Genomic DNA, 18,347 nt, shown 5'->3' with positions numbered 1-18,347 from the left:
CGGCCTGCGGGGACACTCCTGCCCGCCCCCGGCCCGACCGCCGGGCAACGCGCCTGCCCGGGGGTGGGGGTGGGGGGCAGTGGGTCAGTGGGTCAGGACGGAGAGGTCTTGGACTGCTTTGGGGACCTGGACCGAGCCGTGGTCGTCCGTGAAGGTCTGGATCGTGAACATCGGGACGCCCTCGTGGGGCAGGGACAGGGTGCGGGCCGCGTGGACCGGGCCGCCCGAGAGGGTTTCCACGGTCAGCGCGTAGGAGCCCTTGCCGCCCGCGGGCGCCGGTGGCTGCGGGACCAGCAGGGTGGTGCCCGCCTTGACGGTGAACTCCTTGGCGGCCGCCTCGCCGCCCTGGGTGCCCGGGGAGGCGGTGATGCGGACCTTCGCGTCCGCCGAGCCGGCGGGCACGGTCAGCGACACGGTGGTCGCACCCGTGTCGGTGCGGTTGTCGGCGACGGTGGCGCGGGCGCCGACCGGGCCGGAGGCCGCGATGAAGCCGAGTTCCTGCTTGGCCCCGGTGCCCCTGACGACGCGGAGCGCGGCCACCACCGGGACGGCCTTGCGGCTGTCCGAAGGCGTCAGGACGAGTGAACCGGCTTCGCCCCGGGTGACGTCCTTGAGGTCGACGCTCGCCGACATGCCGCCCTTGACGTGCAGTTGTTCGTTGCCCGCCGGGGTGATCGAGGCGCCGGGTCCGGCGAGCCGCAGCTTGAGGTCCGCGTCCTCCTCGCCGGGCGCGTAGGCGATCAGCCGTACGGAGGTGGCGTCGGCCGGGATCCCCGGCAGGACGAGGGAGCCCGCCGGGTCGGTGGAGGCGGGCAGCCAGTCCGCGCCGACGCCCTCCTCCGCGACCTGGACGGAGGCGCCGACCCGACCCGAACGGGTCGTCACGCGGGTGGTGACGTCGGCGGTCTGGACGGTGGGCGCGATCGTGGAGAGCAGCACCGAGACGCTGGACTTCGGGCCGATCTTGATGTTCTCGCCGCTGCCCGCCTCGGTCTTCAGGGCGCCTTCGGGGCCGAAGAGCTGGACGTCGACGACGGCGGGGGTGTCGTCCGCGTTCGTGAGGTGGACGTAGTCCTGGCGGCCCTTGGCCGTGCTCGTGCCGGGGAACCAGAACTCGGTGCCCGGCGCGGTGCAGGCGACCCCGAGCAGGCCGCGCGCCTGGCCCACGGCGACCTGGGTGGTCTGCTGGGCCGTCCAGCCGGGGGCGAGGACGCCGTCGGCGGTGCCGGTGAGCGCGGGGGCCTCGGCGCCGGTGGAGGTGGCGCCGACGGGGGTGCCCGGGGTCTTGGGTTCCAGGACCGGCTTGGCGTCCTTGGTGGCGCCGGTGAGCCGGGCGCTGCCCTTGGCCTGCGGCTGGGGCTTGCCCGGGGTGATCGTCGTGTAGGTGGTGTCGGCGATGTCGGAGGTGCTGGGCGCGGGGCAGACCAGGGTGGAGCGTTCGACGGGGAGCCGGGCGGCGGACTGCTGGCGGCCCTTGGCGTCGGGGGCGGCCGGGGCCGCGGGCGCGGTGAGGACGGCGACGCCGGTCACGGCGGCGAGGGCGGCGGTGACGGCCGCGAGGGGCAGGGGGGCGCGCTTCACTGCTGGGGGCTCCCGTCCGGGCGCTGGATGGGCTGTCCGTAGGCGTCGTACTGGCCGTACGCGTCGTAGTCGTACGGCTGCTCGGGCGGGTACTGCTGGGCCGGGTACTGCTGCGCGTACGGGTCGTACGGGTCGTACGGCTGTTGGCCCGGCTGCTGCCCCGGCTGCCCCGGCTGGGCGTACTGCGGGTCGGGCTGCTGCTGGCCGTAGCCCTGGTCGGCGTACATCGGGTCCTGCTGGGCGTACGCCGCGTACTCGCCGTGCGGGTGGTCCTGCTGGGCCGGGATCTGCGCGTAGGGGTCGGCCACGGCGGCCTCCTGCGCGGCGGGGGCGGCGGGCGCGGCCTCGGCGCGCAGGCGGCGGGCGCGGCGGCCCTCGCCGGCTTCGGCCGGTCCCGGCTGGGCCGGTACGGCGCCCTCCTCGTCCGGCAGGTCGTCGTCCAGGCTGCGGCGGCGGCCCGGCAGGGCCATCACGAGGAGCAGCACGGCGAGCGCGCCCTGGGCCCAGTGCCAGCCGGTGCGGGCCAGGGAGTCGGCGTAGACGAGGCTCAGGCGGCCGCCCGCGGCGGGGAGTTCGAACCCCTGGGCCCAGCCGTCGACGGTCCTGGCCTTGAGCGGCTTGCCGTCGAGGGTGGCCTGCCAGCCGGGGGCGGCCCGGTCGGCGACCCGCAGGACGCGACCCGGCTCGCCGGCCGCGATCTTGGCGTGCACCTCGACGGGGCCGGAGGCGACCGGGATCGGGGCCTCGCCCGGCTTGCCGGGGACGATCACGACGCGGGCGACCTGGCGGTCGACCCGCCACAGCGCGTCGCCGTCGAGCTGGCTGAGGCGGCTCAGGCCCGGGGTGGCGTCGAGGACCCGGCGGATCTGCTGCGGGGCGCCGTCGCGGACCAGGACGTAACGGATGGCGAAGCCGCCGAGTTGGGTGCTCTGGTCGGCGCCGGAGCCCGCGACCAGGCTGGAGACGACCTTGTCGAGGCGGCCGTCGCTGCCCGCGGCGGCGGCGAGTTCGGCGTCGCCGAGGCGGCCGCCGGAGCCGCGGACCAGGGTGTAGTCGACCTGGGCGGGCGAGGAGCCGCCGAGCACGAGGGTGCGGGCCTGGTCGCGGGTGCCGCTCTCCTCGGCGACGAAGGCGGGCACCTGGACGGGGTCGCGGCGCTCCAGCGGGCCGTCGGCCCCGCCGAGCATCCACCCTCCGGCGAGGACCAGCGGGCCCGCGGCGGCGGCGAGGGCGACGAGCGCGGCGAGCGGCTGGCGCCAGCCGAAGCTGCGGGCGGCGACGCGTTCCTTGGCTCCGTCGGCCCCGACGGCGGCGGCGGCGAGCAGGGCCAGGCCGTAGACGAGGGTGCCGGGACCGGCCCAGGCGGTGCGGTTGACCAGGACGGCGAGGAGCAGCCCGGTGAGCGCGACGGCCCAGGCCGCGGTGACGGCGAAGCGGCGCTCGGCGCGCAGCAGGGCGGCCAGCGCGGCGACGACGACGCCGAGCAGGAGCAGCCCGGCGCCGGCGCGCGGCCCGCCGGGGCTGGCGCCGAGCAGGTCGAGGGCGGAGGCTCCGCCTGCGCCGTACGCCAGGCCCGCCTCGCGCAGGAAGGCGGCGGGGCGGGTGAACAGGCCCAGCGACCAGGGGGCGAGGACCAGGAGCGGGACGGCGAGGGCGGCGGCGAGCCGGGGGGCGTACGTCTTCCACTCGGCCCGGCGCACGACCAGCGCGGCGAGGCCGAGGACGGCGGCGAGCGGCCAGAGCACCGGGGTGAAGGCGCTCGCCACGGTCAGGAGCAGGGTGTACGTCCACACCGCGCGCCAGCTGCCCTTGGCGCCCTCGGTCGGGGAGTCCGCGAACCCGCAGGCGCCGACGGCGCTGCGGGCGATGAGGGGCAGCAGGACGGCGAGGACCGCGGTGCCGAGGCGGCCGGTGGCCAGTGCGCCGGTGACGGCGGGGAGGAAGGCGTAGGCGACGGCGGCCCAGGCGCGCAGCAGCCGGGAGCCGACCAGCGGCCGGGAGGCGAAGTAGGCGGTGAGTCCGGCGAGCGGGACCGAGCAGACGAGGAGCAGGGTCAGCGTGGTCTGGGTGGAGCCGAACAGCAGTGTGGCGAGCGCGCCGAGGACGGCGAGGTAGGGGGGTGCGCCGGTGGTGGAGCCGGTGCCGACGGGGTGCCAGTCGTCGGTGTAGCCGTGCCAGAGGGCGAGGGCGCCGTCGGGGGCGGGGAGCAGGGCGCCGCCCATCAGGGAGCCGCCGCCGAGGAGGCCGCGGCAGGCGACGAGGGAGGCGAGGAGCAGGAGGGCGAAGAGGACGGGCGCGGGCTTGCGGGCGATCCGCTTGAGGCGCGCGAACTGCTCGATCTCCAGGAAGTCGGCGTCGTCGCCGCCGGGTCCGGACTCGACGGCGCCGCCGTGCCGGCTGGCGCGGGCGGGTTCCGCGTCGCGGTCGGCGCCGAAGTATCCGGCGAGTTGTTCGACGTTGGCGCGCAGGGTGGCGCCGGGCGGCGGGAAGAGCGGGCGCAGTTCCCCGGCGGGGACGGCGGGGCGGCCGCGGCGTCTGCGGGCGCCGAGGATCCGGCCGGGGCGCAGCAGGGTGCCGAGCAGGCCGGCCACCTCGTCGACGGCCTGTCCGGGGGCCTTGCCGACGAGGTAGGCGAGGGTGCGCAGGGCGGTGCCGACGAGGATGCGGAGCAGGACGTAGGGCAGGGCGCGGCCGGAGGAGTTGACGAGCACCGTGTAGGTGGCGCCGGCCTTGTCGACGCGGTGGGGGCTGACGGCGGAGCGTCCGGCGCAGTCGACGGTGCGGCGTTCGCGGGCGGAGGCCTCGGCGTGGCGCAGTACGGCGTCGGGGGCGACCAGGACGGTGTGGCCCGCGTTCTGGACGCGCCAGCACAGGTCCACGTCGTCGCGCATCAGGGGCAGTCGGCGGTCGAAGCCGCCGAGCGCGTCGTAGACGTCGCGGCGCACCAGCATGCCCGCGGTGGAGACGGAGAGCACCGGGCGGACCTGGTCGTGTTGGCCCTGGTCCTGTTCGCGCCGGTCCAGGCCGGTCCAGCGGCGGCCGCTGCGGGCGATGCTGACGCCGGCTTCGAGCAGCTGCTTGCCGTCGTACCAGCCGCGCAGCTTGGGGCCGATGACGGCGGCCTCGGGGTTCTCCTCGGCGACGCGCAGGAGTTCGGCGAGGGCGTCGGGGGCGGGCGCGCAGTCGTCGTGGAGCAGCCAGAGCCACTGGACGGGCTCGCCGTAAGGCAGTTCGGGGAGGTCGTAGTGCTCGTCCTGCCAGGTGCGGCTGACGGGGTCCCAGCCGCTGGGGCGCTTGAGGTAGGTCAGCTCCTCGGGCGTGAGGACCCCGGCGGCGCGGGCGGCCTCGTCGACGGCGGTGCCGAATCCGGTGCGGCGGGCGAGGTGCAGGACCCGGTCGTCGCCGAAGGCCTCGGCGAGCAGGCGCGCGGACTCGTCGGAGCTGCCGTTGTCGGCGGCGACGTGGTTCTGCGCGGGGCGTTCCTGGGCGAGGAGTCCGGAGAGGGTCTGGGGCAGCCAGCGGGCACCGTCGTGGGCGACGACGACCGCGGTGACGACGTGCCGGGGGAACTCGGGGACGGCGGCGCCCTGGTGGGAGGACGAGTGGCTGTGCAGGGACATCGCGGTACGGGCCCTCCGGCCGGGGGTCCGGGGGTGGTGTGCCCTCGGAGGCTGCTGGACAGCGCCCCACACTAACGGCTGGGAACACGACGGTCCGCCTCCTGCGGGGAAGGTGCGGGAGGCGGACCGTTTGCTCTGTTACCCATTTGATGTGGTGTGCGTATCGCCCCGGTGCGGCGGGCCGGACCGGGTGGGCCGGGACGTATCGGCGCAATCAGACTGCGGCCTTTTTCAGCCGCCGGCGTTCACGCTCGGACAGTCCGCCCCAGATCCCGAATCGCTCGTCGTTGGCGAGGGCGTACTCGAGGCATTCGGAGCGGACCTCGCAGGCGAGGCAGACCTTCTTGGCCTCGCGGGTGGAGCCGCCCTTCTCGGGAAAGAAGGATTCGGGGTCGGTCTGGGCGCAGAGTGCGCGCTCCTGCCAGCCGAGCTCCTCGTCCGCCTCCTCGACCAGCAGTTCCTGAAACAGCTCGGTCATGTGCGCCCCTCGCTCTGTTTTCGCGTCCCCGTGGTGTTGTCGTCACCGATAGCTACGGAACGACACGAGTGAAATTACAAGGCGGGGCTACTGCGCAGTCAAGCCGAGATCTGCTATTGGGCCCCTTATTCACTCTGCGGAACCAAGCGTATGCAGAAAGTGTTCATATCGCCAAAAATCGTGACACATGCAACACGTACGGACGGATGGTGACCAGTTGGTGCGCCAAGGCGCCCATGCCCAAGATCGACGCGCCCATTCCGCTCGAGGTTGCAGTCCGGTCACGGAAGCGGCGCAGATCACATTCCGGTCACGAGGTGACGGGGTCGGGGACCCGCCCTTGGCGCGAATTCGATGTGGTTGCACCGCCACATCCCCGGCCGGGGCCTGCACAAACCTTTCTCCAGGCAACTTAACCGGATGAGGTGAAAGTTTTCGACCAAACCGGACATTGGGTTGACAGTCGCCCCCCGGAGCCGGTCTCCTTGTTGCCATGTCAGCGCCCGCAGTCGCCACCCGGACCCCCATTCGTGGGTTCCTGTGCGCTGCCCAGGTTCGCTGTTGCTGTTGCAGCTGTTGATGCCCACGGAGCTCCGGCTCCCCCGAGCACCGGCTCCGCACCCCCAGCAACCGACCGCGCGACCGCGCCACTGACATCCGTCGAGGTACCTCCGCAATGAACGCGACGCACACGACGCACACCGCCCAGCCCGCCCAGCAGGTCGCTCCGCGGCACGCCCCGGACGCCCGGCGGGCGCAGCCGGGCCGCCAGGCCGCATGGCCGGTCGGCATGGAGAGCGACCTCCAGATCGGCGGCGACATCCTCTCCGTCCAGCACCTCCTCCAGCCGCAGCGCGAGCACCCGAGCACCGTCGCCGAGTTCGTCGGGCTCGCCCGCTCGATCGCCGGCGACCGCTCCCAGTGGGAACACCTCGTCGAGTACGACGCCACCTCCCGCTGGTACCACCGGCTGCGCACCGGCCCCGGCTACGAGGTGTGGCTGCTCAGCTGGGTCCCCGGCCAGGGCAGCGGCACCCACGACCACGGCTCCTCCTCCGGCGTGCTCACCGTCCTGGAGGGCGAGCTCACCGAGCACACCGCCCGCGGCCCGCGCACCCTCGCCGCCGGCAGCCAGCGGGTCTTCGCCCCCGGCTACGCGCACGAGGTGGTCAACGACGCCCTCGACGGCGCGATCAGCCTGCACGTGTACTTCCCCGGCCTGACCGAGATGCCGATGCGCGACGACGCGCGCGGCGGCGCCCGCGAAGGCGCCCCCGACACGGTCCGGAGTAACGCCGCTCACTCCTGCTCCCCGGCCCGCCAGACGCCGGTATCCGCCTGACACACTGCGCTACATGCGCATTGTTGTACTGGCCGGCGGCATCGGCGGCGCCCGTTTCCTGCGGGGACTGATGTCGGCCGAGCCCGAAGCGGAGATCACGGTCATCGGCAACACCGGTGACGACATTCACCTGTTCGGGCTCAAGGTGTGCCCCGACTTGGACACGGTGATGTACACCCTCGGCGGTGGCATCAACGAGGACCAGGGCTGGGGCCGCACCGACGAGTCCTTCAAGGTCAAGGAGGAGCTCGCGGCCTACGGGGTCGGACCCGACTGGTTCGGCCTCGGCGACCGCGACTTCGCGACCCACATCGTGCGGACCCAGATGCTCGCCGCGGGCTACCCGCTGAGCGCCGTCACCGAGGCGCTGTGCGACCGCTGGCAGCCCGGGGTGCGACTGCTCCCGATGTCCGACGACCGGGTCGAGACCCACGTCGCGATCACCGACGCGGCCACCGGCGAGCGCAAGGTCGTCCACTTCCAGGAGTACTGGGTCCGGCTGCGGGCCGCGGTGGACGCGGAGGCCGTCGTACCGGTCGGGGCCGAGCAGGCCAAGCCCGCGCCCGGCGTCCTGGAGGCCATCGCGGCCGCCGACGTGATCGTCTTCCCGCCGTCCAACCCGGTCGTCTCGATCGGCACCATCCTCGCCGTGCCCGGGATCCGCGAGGCCGTGGCCGCCGCCGGGGCGCCCGTGGTCGGCCTCTCCCCCATCGTCGGGGGCGCGCCCGTGCGCGGCATGGCGGACAAGGTGCTGGCCGCCGTCGGCGTCGAGTCCTCGGCCGCCGCGGTCGCCCTGCACTACGGCACCGGGCTCCTGGACGCCTGGCTCGTCGACACCTCGGACGCGGACGCGACCGCCGAGGTCGAGGCCGCCGGGATCACCTGCCGCGCGGTGCCGCTGATGATGACCGACCTGGCCGCCACCACCGCGATGGCCCGGGCCGCGCTGGACCTGGCCGAGGCCTCCCGATGAGCGCGGACGTCCCCTCGTACGCACCGCCCGGCGTCCCCTCGTACGAGGTGCGGGCGGTGACCGGGCTGCCGGAGGTCCGCCCCGGCGACGACCTGGCGAAGCTGATCGCGGGCGCCGCGCCCGATCTGCGCGACGGGGACGTCCTGCTCGTCACCTCGAAGATCGTCTCCAAGGCGGAGGGCCGCGTCGTCGCCGCGGACTCCCGCGAGGAGGCCATAGACGCCGAGACGGTACGGGTGGTCGCCCGCCGCGGTGCGCTGCGCATCGTCGAGAACCGGCAGGGGCTGGTCATGGCCGCCGCCGGGGTCGACGCCTCCAACACGGCGCCGGGCACGGTCCTGTTGCTGCCGCTGGATCCGGACGCCTCGGCGCGCGCGATCCGCGAAGGACTGCGCGCGGCGCTGTCGGTGGACGTCGGCGTCGTCGTGACCGACACCTTCGGCCGGCCCTGGCGCGCCGGGCTCACGGACGTCGCGATCGGCGCCGCCGGGGTCCGGGTCATGGACGACCTGCGCGGCGGCACCGACGCCCACGGCAACCCGCTCAGCGCGACGGTGGTGGCCACCGCCGACGAGCTGGCCGCGGCCGGTGACCTGGTCAAGGGCAAGGCGACCGGGCTGCCGGTGGCCGTCGTGCGCGGGCTCGGCCACCTGGTCGCCGAGGGCGGCTCGGCGCGCGAGCTGATCCGCTCCCCCGCCGACGACATGTTCCGGCTGGGGACCTCGGAGGCGGTACGGGAAGCCGTGCACGGGCGTCGGACGGTACGGGAGTTCACCGCCGAGCCCGTCGACCCGGGCGCCGTGCGCCGGGCCGTCGCGGCGGCCCTCACCGCGCCCGCGCCGCACCACACGACGCCGTGGCGCTTCGTGCTGCTGGAGTCGGCCGCGGCGCGGCTGGAGCTGCTGGACGCGATGCGGGACGCGTGGATCGCGGACCTGCGCCGGGACGGCAGGTCCGCGGAATCGATCGCGAAGCGGGTGCGGCGCGGGGACGTGCTGCGCGCGGCGCCCTACCTGGTGGTGCCCTGCCTGGTGACGGACGGGGCGCACGACTACGGGCACGCGCGGCGGGACGCGGCCGAGCGGGAGATGTTCGTGGTCGCGATGGGCGCGGGCGTGCAGAACTTCCTGGTCGCGCTGGCCGGGGAGCGGCTCGGGTCGGCGTGGGTGTCCTCGACGATGTTCTGCCGTGACGTGGTCCGGGAGGTGCTGGGGCTCCCGCAGGACTGGGACCCGATGGGCGCGGTGGCGGTCGGCCACGCGGCCGGGGCGCCGCGCGAGCGGGCCGAGCGGGATCCGGCGGACTTCATCCGGGTGCGGTGAGCCCCGGCGCGGGGCGGGAGGGCCTCAGAGCCGGCCGATGTCGGTGCGGGGCATCTTCGGGACGCGGCGGGGCGGGGTGCGGCCCGCGAGCAGGATCAGCCGGGCCGCGCGGTGGCGCTGGCCGGTGCCCTGCTGCGCGTACGGGGCCAGGAGTTCCAGCATCGCGGCGTCGTCGGCGTCGCGGTCGCCGGTGAGGGCGTAGCCGATGGTGCCCGGCAGGTGCAGGTCACCGGTGGTGACGGCGTCGGCGGCGCCGTTGCTGCGCTGGAGGGTTTCGGCGGAGGTCCACGGGCCGATGCCGGGGACGGCCTCCAGTCGGGCGAGGGCCTCGGGGAGGTCCATCGCGACGGCCGCCTCCATGCGGGGCGCGACGCGGGCGGCGCGGACGATGGTGGCCGAGCGCTTCGCGTCCACGCCCGCCTTGTGCCAGTCCCAGGACGGGATCAGGGCCCAGGTGCGGGGGTCGGGCATGACGTACAGGTCCGGGTGCGGGCCCGGGGCCCGCTCGCCGTACTGGCGCACCAGGCGGCGCCAGGCGCGGTAGGCCTCGTCGGTGGTGACCTTCTGCTCCAGGACCGTGGGGATCAGGGACTGCAGGACCAGCCCGGTGCGGGTCAGGCGCAGGCCGGGGCGGCGGCGGTGGCTCGCGTGCACGAGGCGGTGGCGGGGGACGAAGACGCTCGGGTCGTCGTCGGCACCGAGCAGGGCGGGGAGGGTGTCGAGCGCCCATTCCGTGCCGGGGCCCCAGGCGGCGGCGGTGACCGTGCGGTCGGCGGTGCGGGTCAGTCGGAGGGTGGCGGGGCCGGTGGGGGTGCGGGTGCCGAGCCAGACGGAGCCGTCGGGGGTGGTGCGGAAGGTGGGGTCGCCGGGGCCGCGGCGGAGCGGGCCGAGGACGAGGCCCAGCTCGATCGGGCCGGGGCTCGTCCACTCCCGTGAGCGGGGGGCGGGGGTGGGGGCCTGTGAGGCCGGGGGCGCCTGGGGGATGTCGGTGCGGCCGCCGCGGATCGCGGTGCGGGTGAGGGGATCGAAGCGTCCGGCCATGGCTCGAGCGTAGCCCCGCCCCGGGCTCCGCCCGGACCCGCGCCTCAAACGCCGGCGGGGCTGGATTGCCCCATCGAGCGGGCTCAGGCCCATCAAGCCCGCCCGGCGATTGAGGGCACCCGCCCGGAGGGCACGCGGGGGCTCCGCCCGAGGCCGCGCCTCAAACGCCGGCGGGGCTGGATTGCCCCATCGAGCGGGCTCAGGCCCATCAAGCCCGCCCGGCGATTGAGGGCACCCGCCCGGAGGGCACGCGGGCCGCACCCGGGGGCTTCGCCCGAGGTCGCGCCTCAAACGCCGGCGGGGCTGGGGTGGCCCATCGAGGCCGACCGGCGATTGAGGGCACGCGGGCCGCACCCGGGGGCTCCGCCCGAGGTCGCGCCTCAGACGCCGGCGGGGCTGGGGTGGCCCGTCGAGGCCGACCGGCGATTGAGGGCACGTGGCTGCGCCTCGGGTGGGCTAGCGGCCCTGGAGGTGGGCCGAGGAGGTGCGGGTGGTGGGGAGCTTGCCGTAGAGGAGGCGACCGGGGCACTCCGTCGCGAAGCCGTCCCGGTGCCCGGAGATCACGTTCATCCGGACGTTCGTGCCCTTGTGGTAGAGGTTGCCCCCGGCCGACCGGAGCGTCGTCTTCGACAGCGGGTTCGCCCCGAACAGGCCGAGCTTCCACGCCGTCAGCCGAGCGACCGCGTTCACCGCCGCCGCGGGCGGCTGCGCGTCCGTGAAGGTGCCGATCACCGCGATGCCCATGCTGTCCGTGTTGAAGCCCATCGTGTGGGCCCCGAGCACCGGCTTGGCGACACCGCCCGCCCGGCCCTCGTACACGGTGCCGCACTTGTCGACCGCGAAGTTGTAGCCGATGTCCCGCCAGCCCTCGCTGACCACGTGGTAGCGGTACAGGCTGCGCAGCACCGCCGGGGCGTCCTTGCAGGCGTAGCCGTTGCCGGAGGCGGTGTGGTGCACGAAGGCCGCCTTGACCGTGTTCGTGTAGACGAACCCGGACTCGCGCAGCCGTTCGTCGGCGCCCCAGCCCCGCCGGGTGACGATGGCCGGGCGCGGGCCGATGTAGGGCCGGGCCGCCGGGCTGAGCGTGCCCTCGCTGGCGAGGATGGCGTCGGCGGTGGAGTCGGCCTTGTTCAGCGCCGGGATCAGGGTGGCGCCGAGCGGTGCGTGCGGCACGTTGGCCGCCGAGGACTCGGCCATCTCCATGCTCATGGGAGCCCCGATCGCCGCCTCCCCCTTGTCGTCCCCGCCCGGCTCGCCCGGCTCGCCCGGCTCCGCACCGTTCTTGGCGTCGGCGGCCGGGAGCGCCCGGGCCGGTGTGGCCCCGGGGTCGACGAGCTCGATCCGCAGCCCGGACGGCAGCTTCGCGGGGCCCGCGGCGCGGGGCGCGGCGGCCGGCTCGGCCATGACGCGGACCTCGACGCCGTCGGAGGCGCCGACCCACAGGGGGGCCGTGCCGCCCCGGACCCGGCCCGCGGCCCGTTCCGCGGTGTCCGGGTCGGCGGCGTGCTCGCTGTTGTGGGTCTCGACGTCCTGCCAGTCGGACCAGGTGCCGGTGCCGACGGAGCGGGTACGGACCTGGACCCGGCCGGTCAGTTGGGTGGCCGCGTCGTCCCAGACGACGCCGACCATGGAGAAGGTCCCCACGTCACGCGCGGGCAGACCCTTGGTCTCGGGGAGGCGGGGGGTGGCGCTCATGCCGGGCACGCCGGTGTCCCGGTCGGCCGCGGACCTGAGCGGGACGAGTGGCAGCGACTGGGTGGACCCGGCCGGGGCGGCCGGGGCCACGGGGGCCGCCGCCGTCACGGCCTGGGCCGCCGCCGCCGTGGGGAGGGCGAGGGCGAGCGGGAGGGACAGTGCGGCCGCGGTCGCGACGCCGATCGAGGAAGCAAGGAATCCACGCATGCAATGGATGCTGAACGCGCCCCCGGCGGCCCGCCATCCGAGAACTGACGGATCGTCGGTTTCGCGGCCCGCTCCCTCCTCCGTACGGGGGAGGGGTATGACCGCCGTCCGGGGGAGGGCCCCGCGTAGCCTGAGCGGCGTGAACACCACTGACCGCACCCCTGCCGACCTGCTGCGATCCGCGCTCGCCGCCGACCCGGGCCGCCCCCTCGTCACCTTCTACGACGACGCGACGGGCGAGCGCGTCGAATTGTCCGTCGCGACCTTCGCCAATTGGGTGGCCAAGACCGCCAATCTGCTCCAGGGCGACCTCGGCGCCGAGCCCGGCGACCGGCTCGCGCTGCTGCTGCCCGCGCACTGGCAGAGCGCCGTGTGGCTGCTCGCCTGCGCCTCGGTCGGCGTGAGCGTCGAGGTCGGCGGGGATCCGGCCGACGCGGACCTCGTGGTGAGCGGGCCGGACACGCTGGAGGAGGCCCTGGCCTGTTCCGGGGAGCGGGTGGCCCTGGCGCTGCGGCCGCTGGGCGGGCGCTTCCCGCAGCCCCCGGCCGGATTCGCGGACTACGCGGTGGAGGTGCCGGGGCAGGGCGACCGGTTCGCGCCCTTCGTGCCGGTCGATCCGGCGGGGCCCGCGCTGAGCGTCGGGGGCCGCACGCTCTCGTACGCGGAGCTGGTCGACCTGGCCCGCACGGACGCGGCCGGGCGCGGGCTGGCCGCCGGTTCGCGGCTGCTGTCGGGACAGGGCTTCGACACCTGGGAGGGGCTGTCGGCGGGGCTGTTCGCACCGCTGGCCGCGGGCGCCTCCGTGGTGCTCTGCCGCCATCTGGAGCAGCTGGACCGGGGCGCCCTGGCCCAGCGGACCGAGAGCGAGCGCGTCACCCACACCGCCTAGGGGAGGTTTGAACGGCCGCGCCGCCGCCACATCGCCCACCTGCGGGAACGCGCTATTTGTCACCCACACGGCCTACTACGGCCCCCTGCCCCCGGGCCGCTCCGGCGACCCGGGGGCAGGATCGGCGTAGGCCGCGTACTCACCCGTACGGGGCTCTCGCCCACGGTGAGGAACGGACACGGACGTGACGGACGGCGCAGGCATAACCGGGCACACCGGTGCGGGCACGGGCGGTACGCCGCCCCCGCGCCGGCGGCGTCGGCTGCTGCGCTGGATCGGCCTCGGCCTGGTCCTGTTCGTCCTGCTGGGGGCCGCCACGGGCTGGTGGATCTACCGCAGGCTCGACGGCAACATCAAGGAGGACACCTCCGCCGCCGCCGAGCTGCGCCGCTACGACCGCGAGCGCCCGGTGCACGTCGTGGACGGGGCGCAGAACGTCCTGCTGCTCGGCTCCGACTCGCGCTCCGGCCGGGACAACGCCGGGTACGGGCAGGACGGCGGCACCCAGCGTTCGGACACCGCGATCCTGCTGCACCTGCCCGCGGACCGGCGCAGCGCGACCGCCGTGTCGATACCCCGGGACCTGATGACGACCGTACCGAGCTGCGTGAAGCCGGACGGGACCCGCACCGTCGAGCAGCTGGCCCAGTTCAACTGGGCCTTCGAGTGGGGCGGGGCGGGCTGCACGGTCCGCACCGTCGAGAAGCTGACCGGCATCCGGGTCGATCACCACATCGTGGTGGACTTCGGCGGCTTCAAGAAGGTGGTCGACGCGGTCGGCGGGGTCGAGGTCTGCCTCAAGGAGCCCGTCGACGACACCGACGCCAAGCTGAAGCTGCCCGCCGGTCGGCAGACCCTCGGGGGCGAGCAGGCGCTCGGCTTCGTCCGGGCGCGGCACGCCCTGGGCGACGGCAGCGACACCGAACGCATGGACCGCCAGCAGGAGTTCCTGGGCTCGCTGGTGAAGAAGGTGCAGAGCAACGGGGTGTTGCTCAATCCGGCGAAGCTCTACCCGCTGCTGGACGCGGCGACCTCCTCGGTGACCACCGACCCGGGGCTGGCCTCGTTGCGGGGACTCTACGAACTGGTGCGCGGCCTGCGGGACATACCGACCGACCGGATCAACTTCCTGACGGTGCCGCGCAGGCCGTACGCGGCCGACCCGAACCGGGACGAACTGGCCGAGCCGTACGCGGAGCGGCTCTTCCGCCAGCTGCGCATGGACGAGCCCGTGACGGTGGTCCCGTCCGCGCCCGTTGATCAGCGGGAACAGGCGTCGGGCACCGCCGCGGACGAGGGCGGCGGTGCGCCGTCGGCCGGTACGGGAGCCACCGCGAGCGCCTCCCCCGCCCCCGCTTTCACGGGAACCACGGCGGGGACCGCCACCTGCCGGTAAAGCAATCCAAAAAGCCGGTGCCCGAACCGAGCGGGATGGGGCGATTGCCCAGTTATAGGGGGAGTGGAATTTCTCACCAGCATGGTTTGACAGCGAATTGGCCGGATAAGGTGAGCGATCCGGTGCGCGGGCGGGCCTGAGGCCGCGCACCAGCCGGATCGTTGACCGAGCGCCTGGGGGGAGGCGCGTCGCGAGGCACCCGACGGAGGACTCGAGCAACCGTGGATGCGCACAGCCGTGGGCGAGCAGAAGAAGTCGACCCCGCAGACCAGTGGGTCATCGACCCCCGCACGGGCAACTACGAGCTGCGACTGGACCGCTCCGCTGCGCAGCAGCCTTCCGTAGCCTCCTCCAGACGAGCCCGCGTCCCCTTCGCCTCCCCCCGCATCGCCCCCCGCTCGGCCCGGCCCGGCCGCTCCACGACGACTCCCGCGAACCCCGCGAGCCCCACCGCGCCGTCCCCGGGAGTGCCCAAACCCCGGCGCGGCGAGGGCGCGGGCGGCGGACGGCGCGGCGGGCGCAAGGCCGCCGGTGGCGGTGGTGGCCGCGGCCGGCGCAGGGGACTGGCCGTCGTCGGCGGCTCGCTCGCCTTCGTCCTGGTGGGCGGCGCGCTGGCGGGCTACCTCTACTACGACCACCTGAACGGCAACATCAAGACCACCGACACCCTCGGCGCCGGGCGCAACGGCTTCCAGAAGGACCAGCCGATCAACATCCTGATCATCGGCACGGACAAGCGGACCGGTGACGGCAACCAGGGCTACGGCGACTCGGACAGTCCCGGGCACGCGGACACCACGTTCCTCTTCCACGTCTCCAAGGACCGGACGAACGCGACGGCGCTGTCGATCCCGCGCGACCTGATCACCAACATCCCCACCTGCCCCACCAAGCAGCCGGACGGCTCGACGAAGAACATCCCCTCCCAGCGCGGGGTCCGCTTCAACACGAGCCTCGGGCAGGAGGGCCGCGACCCGGGCTGCACCATGCGCACGGTGCAGGAGCTGACCGGGATCCCGGTCGACCACTTCCTGATGGCGGACTTCAACGCGGTCAAGACGCTGAGCACCGCCGTCGGCGGGGTGCCCGTCTGCCTGGACAAGGCCGTCAAGGACCGGGATTCGAAGCTGGACCTGTCGGCCGGTGAGCACCGGCTCGACGGGGAGCAGGCGCTCGCCTTCGTCCGTACCCGGCACTCCTTCGGCAACGAGAGCGACCTGGACCGGATCAAGACCCAGCAGCAGTTCCTGAGTTCGATGATCCGCGAGATGAAGTCGAAGGAGACGCTGAGCAGCCCCAAGAAGCTGTTCGCGCTCGCGGAGGCGGCCACCAAGGCGCTGAGCGTCGACAAGGGCATGGGGTCGATCTCCCAGCTCACGGCACTCGCCGGGGAGTTGAAGGGGATCAACCCCAAGAACATCACCTTCACCACGCTGCCGGTGCTCGACAATCCGGCGGAGCGGGTCAAGGCGACCGTGGTGATCAATCCGGGGCAGGCCGACCCCCTGCTCCAGATGATCCGCGGGGACGTCTCGCTGACCGCCGTGGAGCAGAAGGAGAAGGCCGCCGAGGCCGCTGCCAAGACCAAGCAGGACGCGCTGCTCCAGGGCAACCGCGCGCCGGCCTCGGACGTCCGGGTGAGCGTCACCAACGGCGGCGGACCTCAGGGTTCCGCCTCCACCACGCTCGCGTGGCTGCAGAATTCCAAGGGCGTGGAAAAGTCGAGCAACCTGGGCAACGCGCCCGCGAAGCTCGACCGGACCACGCTGGAGTACGCGCCCAACCAGGCCGACCAGGCCCGGGCGCTCGCCGACATGATGGGCCTGCCCGCTTCGGCCCTGAAGCCCGGCACGGCGGACGCACCGCCGAAGACCCCGATGAAGCTCACGCTCGGCGCGGACTTCAAGGGTGCGGGGATCTCGCTCACGGCGCCGCAGCAGGCGCCGGAGGGAGTCCAGCGGGTCGAGGCCGACAAGGCCGTCTGCGCCAAATAGGGGGTCCCGATGGGGGACCACCACAGGAATGACCGGCACAATGCCTGACGAATCAGGATCTTGAGGGGGGTACGTGTGACGCACAGCAACGTGCGCGGGGAGGGTGCGCCTTCCGGGGCCACCGGAGGCATACCCGGCAGCAGCGGCGGCGGTGGGGCACCCGGCGCGGTACCCCGCCCACGCGAGGGCTCGGGGAGCGCGGCCGCCGGCGGCGGCGGCAACGGCCCCGGGGCGGGCGGCCCGACGGGACCCGGGCGGCGGGGGCGCAGACGCGTGCTGCGCTGGACGGCCTCGGTGCTGGCGTTCGTCATACTCGGGACGGCCGGCGCCGGATACCTGTACTACCGCTACATGAACGGCAGCATCAAGACGGACATCCTGAACCTCGGGGACAGTCGGTTGAAGGGGTCCAAGCCCAACGCCTTCGGGCAGACCCCGCTGAACATCCTGATCATCGGCTCCGACGCGCGCAACGACAAGGAGAACCAGGCCCTCGGCGGGGCCAAGGACACCTTCGACGGGCCGCCGCTGGCGGACGTGCAGATGCTGCTGCACCTGTCGGCGGACCGCACCAACATGTCGGTCGTCTCGATGCCGCGCGACACCCTGATCAAGATGCCCAAGTGCACCGACACGGACGGCAAGGTCTACCAGGCCAGCAAGGGGCTCGTGCAGACCAACGAGTCGCTCGGCCGCGGCGGCCCCGGCTGCACGGTCGCGGCCTGGCAGGAGCTGACCGGCATCCCGATCGACCACTTCATGCTGATCGACTTCAAGGGCGTGGTGGCGATGGCGGACGCCATCGGCGGCGTCCCGGTCTGCGTCCAGCAGAACGTGATCTCGCGCAACAGCGAGGGCAAGGGCTCGGGCCTCAAGCTGCCCAAGGGGCAGAACGTCATCCAGGGCGAGCAGGCCCTGCAGTGGCTGCGCACCCGCTACGGCTTCGAGGACGGCACGGACATCGGCCGTACGCACGCCCAGCACATGTACATGAACTCCATGGCCCGCGAGTTCCGCAAGAACGCCAAGCTCACCAACCCGGTGAAGCTCAACAGCCTGGCGCAGGCGGCGATCAAGGCCATGGTCGTGGACCCCGGCCTGAACAAGATCGACAAGCTCTTCGACCTCAGCATGGAACTCAAGAAGGTCCCCACGGGCCGGATCACCATGACGACCATGCCGTGGGTGTACAGCACCCGTGAGGAGGGCCGGGTCGAGCCGAAGCCGGTCGAGGCCGAGGAACTCTTCAAGATGGTCCGCGATGACGTCCCGCTCGACGGCAAGGGCACCCCCGCGGGCGCCAAGACCGCCGCGCCGGCCTCCCCCGCGCCCTCGCAGCCCGCTGCCGCCACCGCCGCGCCGCCCGCCAAGATCGCGGTCCTGGTCCGCAACGCGACCGGCGGCAAGGAGGCTCCGGAGAACAAGGTCAAGGGCCGCTCGACCGAGGTCACCGCGCTGCTGACGGCCAAGGGCTTCACCAAGGCCGTGGCCGACAACCAGGTCGCCGGCGAGGACACCACGGTGATCCGCTACGCGGGCCTGGACCAGGCCGCCGACGCGCAGGCCGTGGCCACCGCGCTCGGCCTGCCCGCCTCCGCCGTGCAGCGCTCGACGGACGTCTCCGGGATCACCCTGTTCGTGGGCAAGGACTGGCGCACGGGCGACGCCCCGGCGGCGCCCGCCCCGGCCCTGAACAAGGCTCCGGACTCGGCGCGTCCGCTCAACGGCGACGACGACAAGGAGTGCATGGCGATCCAGCCGGGCTTCACCTGGTAGCCGTCGCGCACGAGAAGAGGGGCCCGGCGGACG

At 74.0% G+C, this 18,347-nt stretch carries 12 protein-coding genes; 7 read left to right on the top strand and 5 right to left on the bottom strand.

The genetic code is table 11. The annotated features are described in order from the left end of the window. Window positions 1–84 precede the first annotated feature (84 nt). The 3 genes from ACFWAR_RS09100 to ACFWAR_RS09090 all read right to left on the bottom strand — a co-directional run bounded on the left by ACFWAR_RS09100 (window position 85) and on the right by ACFWAR_RS09090 (window position 5,679). Entirely contained in the window at window positions 85–1,581 is a 1,497-nt protein-coding gene (locus ACFWAR_RS09100) for a DUF5719 family protein (protein ID WP_385774656.1), read from the bottom strand. Beyond that, window positions 1,578–5,201, bottom strand: coding sequence for a glycosyltransferase family 2 protein (locus ACFWAR_RS09095; protein ID WP_385774654.1), 3,624 nt, complete (start codon window positions 5,199–5,201; stop codon window positions 1,578–1,580). The genes ACFWAR_RS09100 and ACFWAR_RS09095 overlap by 4 nt, the downstream gene beginning before the upstream one ends. Window positions 5,202–5,415: 214 nt before the next feature. Continuing rightward, a complete protein-coding gene (locus ACFWAR_RS09090) occupies window positions 5,416–5,679 on the bottom strand; it encodes a WhiB family transcriptional regulator (protein WP_003983763.1) in 264 nt (87 codons plus the stop codon). A 790-nt stretch (window positions 5,680–6,469) separates the two neighbouring features. Between ACFWAR_RS09090 and ACFWAR_RS09085 the strand changes: the two genes are divergently transcribed. Genes ACFWAR_RS09085 through ACFWAR_RS09075 form a run of 3 tightly spaced genes read left to right on the top strand, consistent with a single transcriptional unit; the run spans window position 6,470 to window position 9,316 of the window. Continuing rightward, window positions 6,470–7,021, top strand: coding sequence for a cysteine dioxygenase (locus ACFWAR_RS09085; protein ID WP_385774705.1), 552 nt, complete (start codon window positions 6,470–6,472; stop codon window positions 7,019–7,021). A gap of 13 nt (window positions 7,022–7,034) precedes the next feature. Beyond that, window positions 7,035–7,994 carry a 2-phospho-L-lactate transferase gene (gene cofD / locus ACFWAR_RS09080; RefSeq protein ID WP_385774652.1) on the top strand — a complete coding sequence of 320 codons (960 nt, stop codon included), beginning with the start codon at window positions 7,035–7,037 and terminating at the stop codon, window positions 7,992–7,994. Next, window positions 7,991–9,316, top strand: a complete 1,326-nt coding sequence (locus ACFWAR_RS09075) for a coenzyme F420-0:L-glutamate ligase (protein ID WP_385774650.1) — start codon at window positions 7,991–7,993, stop codon at window positions 9,314–9,316. The genes cofD and ACFWAR_RS09075 overlap by 4 nt, the downstream gene beginning before the upstream one ends. A gap of 24 nt (window positions 9,317–9,340) precedes the next feature. Here the strand turns inward: ACFWAR_RS09075 and ACFWAR_RS09070 are convergent, their stop codons facing one another. Beyond that, window positions 9,341–10,357 carry a DNA-3-methyladenine glycosylase family protein gene (locus tag ACFWAR_RS09070; RefSeq protein WP_385774648.1) on the bottom strand — a complete coding sequence of 339 codons (1,017 nt, stop codon included), beginning with the start codon at window positions 10,355–10,357 and terminating at the stop codon, window positions 9,341–9,343. A gap of 456 nt (window positions 10,358–10,813) precedes the next feature. After that, on the bottom strand, window positions 10,814–12,259 hold the full coding sequence (locus ACFWAR_RS09065; RefSeq protein WP_385774646.1) for a peptidoglycan recognition protein: 1,446 nt from the start codon (window positions 12,257–12,259) through the stop codon (window positions 10,814–10,816). A gap of 139 nt (window positions 12,260–12,398) precedes the next feature. Between ACFWAR_RS09065 and ACFWAR_RS09060 the strand changes: the two genes are divergently transcribed. The 4 genes from ACFWAR_RS09060 to ACFWAR_RS09045 all read left to right on the top strand — a co-directional run bounded on the left by ACFWAR_RS09060 (window position 12,399) and on the right by ACFWAR_RS09045 (window position 18,314). Further along, window positions 12,399–13,148 (top strand): TIGR03089 family protein, encoded by a 750-nt coding sequence (locus tag ACFWAR_RS09060; protein WP_385774644.1) that lies wholly within the window; start codon window positions 12,399–12,401, stop codon window positions 13,146–13,148. Between the two features lie 184 nt (window positions 13,149–13,332). Next, window positions 13,333–14,544, top strand: a complete 1,212-nt coding sequence (locus tag ACFWAR_RS09055; protein WP_385774642.1) for an LCP family protein — start codon at window positions 13,333–13,335, stop codon at window positions 14,542–14,544. A gap of 221 nt (window positions 14,545–14,765) precedes the next feature. Then, window positions 14,766–16,538 (top strand): LCP family protein, encoded by a 1,773-nt coding sequence (locus ACFWAR_RS09050; protein ID WP_385774640.1) that lies wholly within the window; start codon window positions 14,766–14,768, stop codon window positions 16,536–16,538. A gap of 90 nt (window positions 16,539–16,628) precedes the next feature. Then, complete coding sequence (locus tag ACFWAR_RS09045) at window positions 16,629–18,314, top strand: LCP family protein (protein WP_385774703.1); 1,686 nt, start codon at window positions 16,629–16,631, stop codon at window positions 18,312–18,314. Window positions 18,315–18,347: the final 33 nt, after the last annotated feature.

It is taken from the genome of Streptomyces sp. NPDC059917, from assembly GCF_042730635.1.
Taxonomy (GTDB): domain Bacteria; phylum Actinomycetota; class Actinomycetes; order Streptomycetales; family Streptomycetaceae; genus Streptomyces.
The sequence above is the reverse complement of the archived record's forward strand: the minus strand, read 5'-3'. Positions and strand labels throughout refer to the sequence as shown.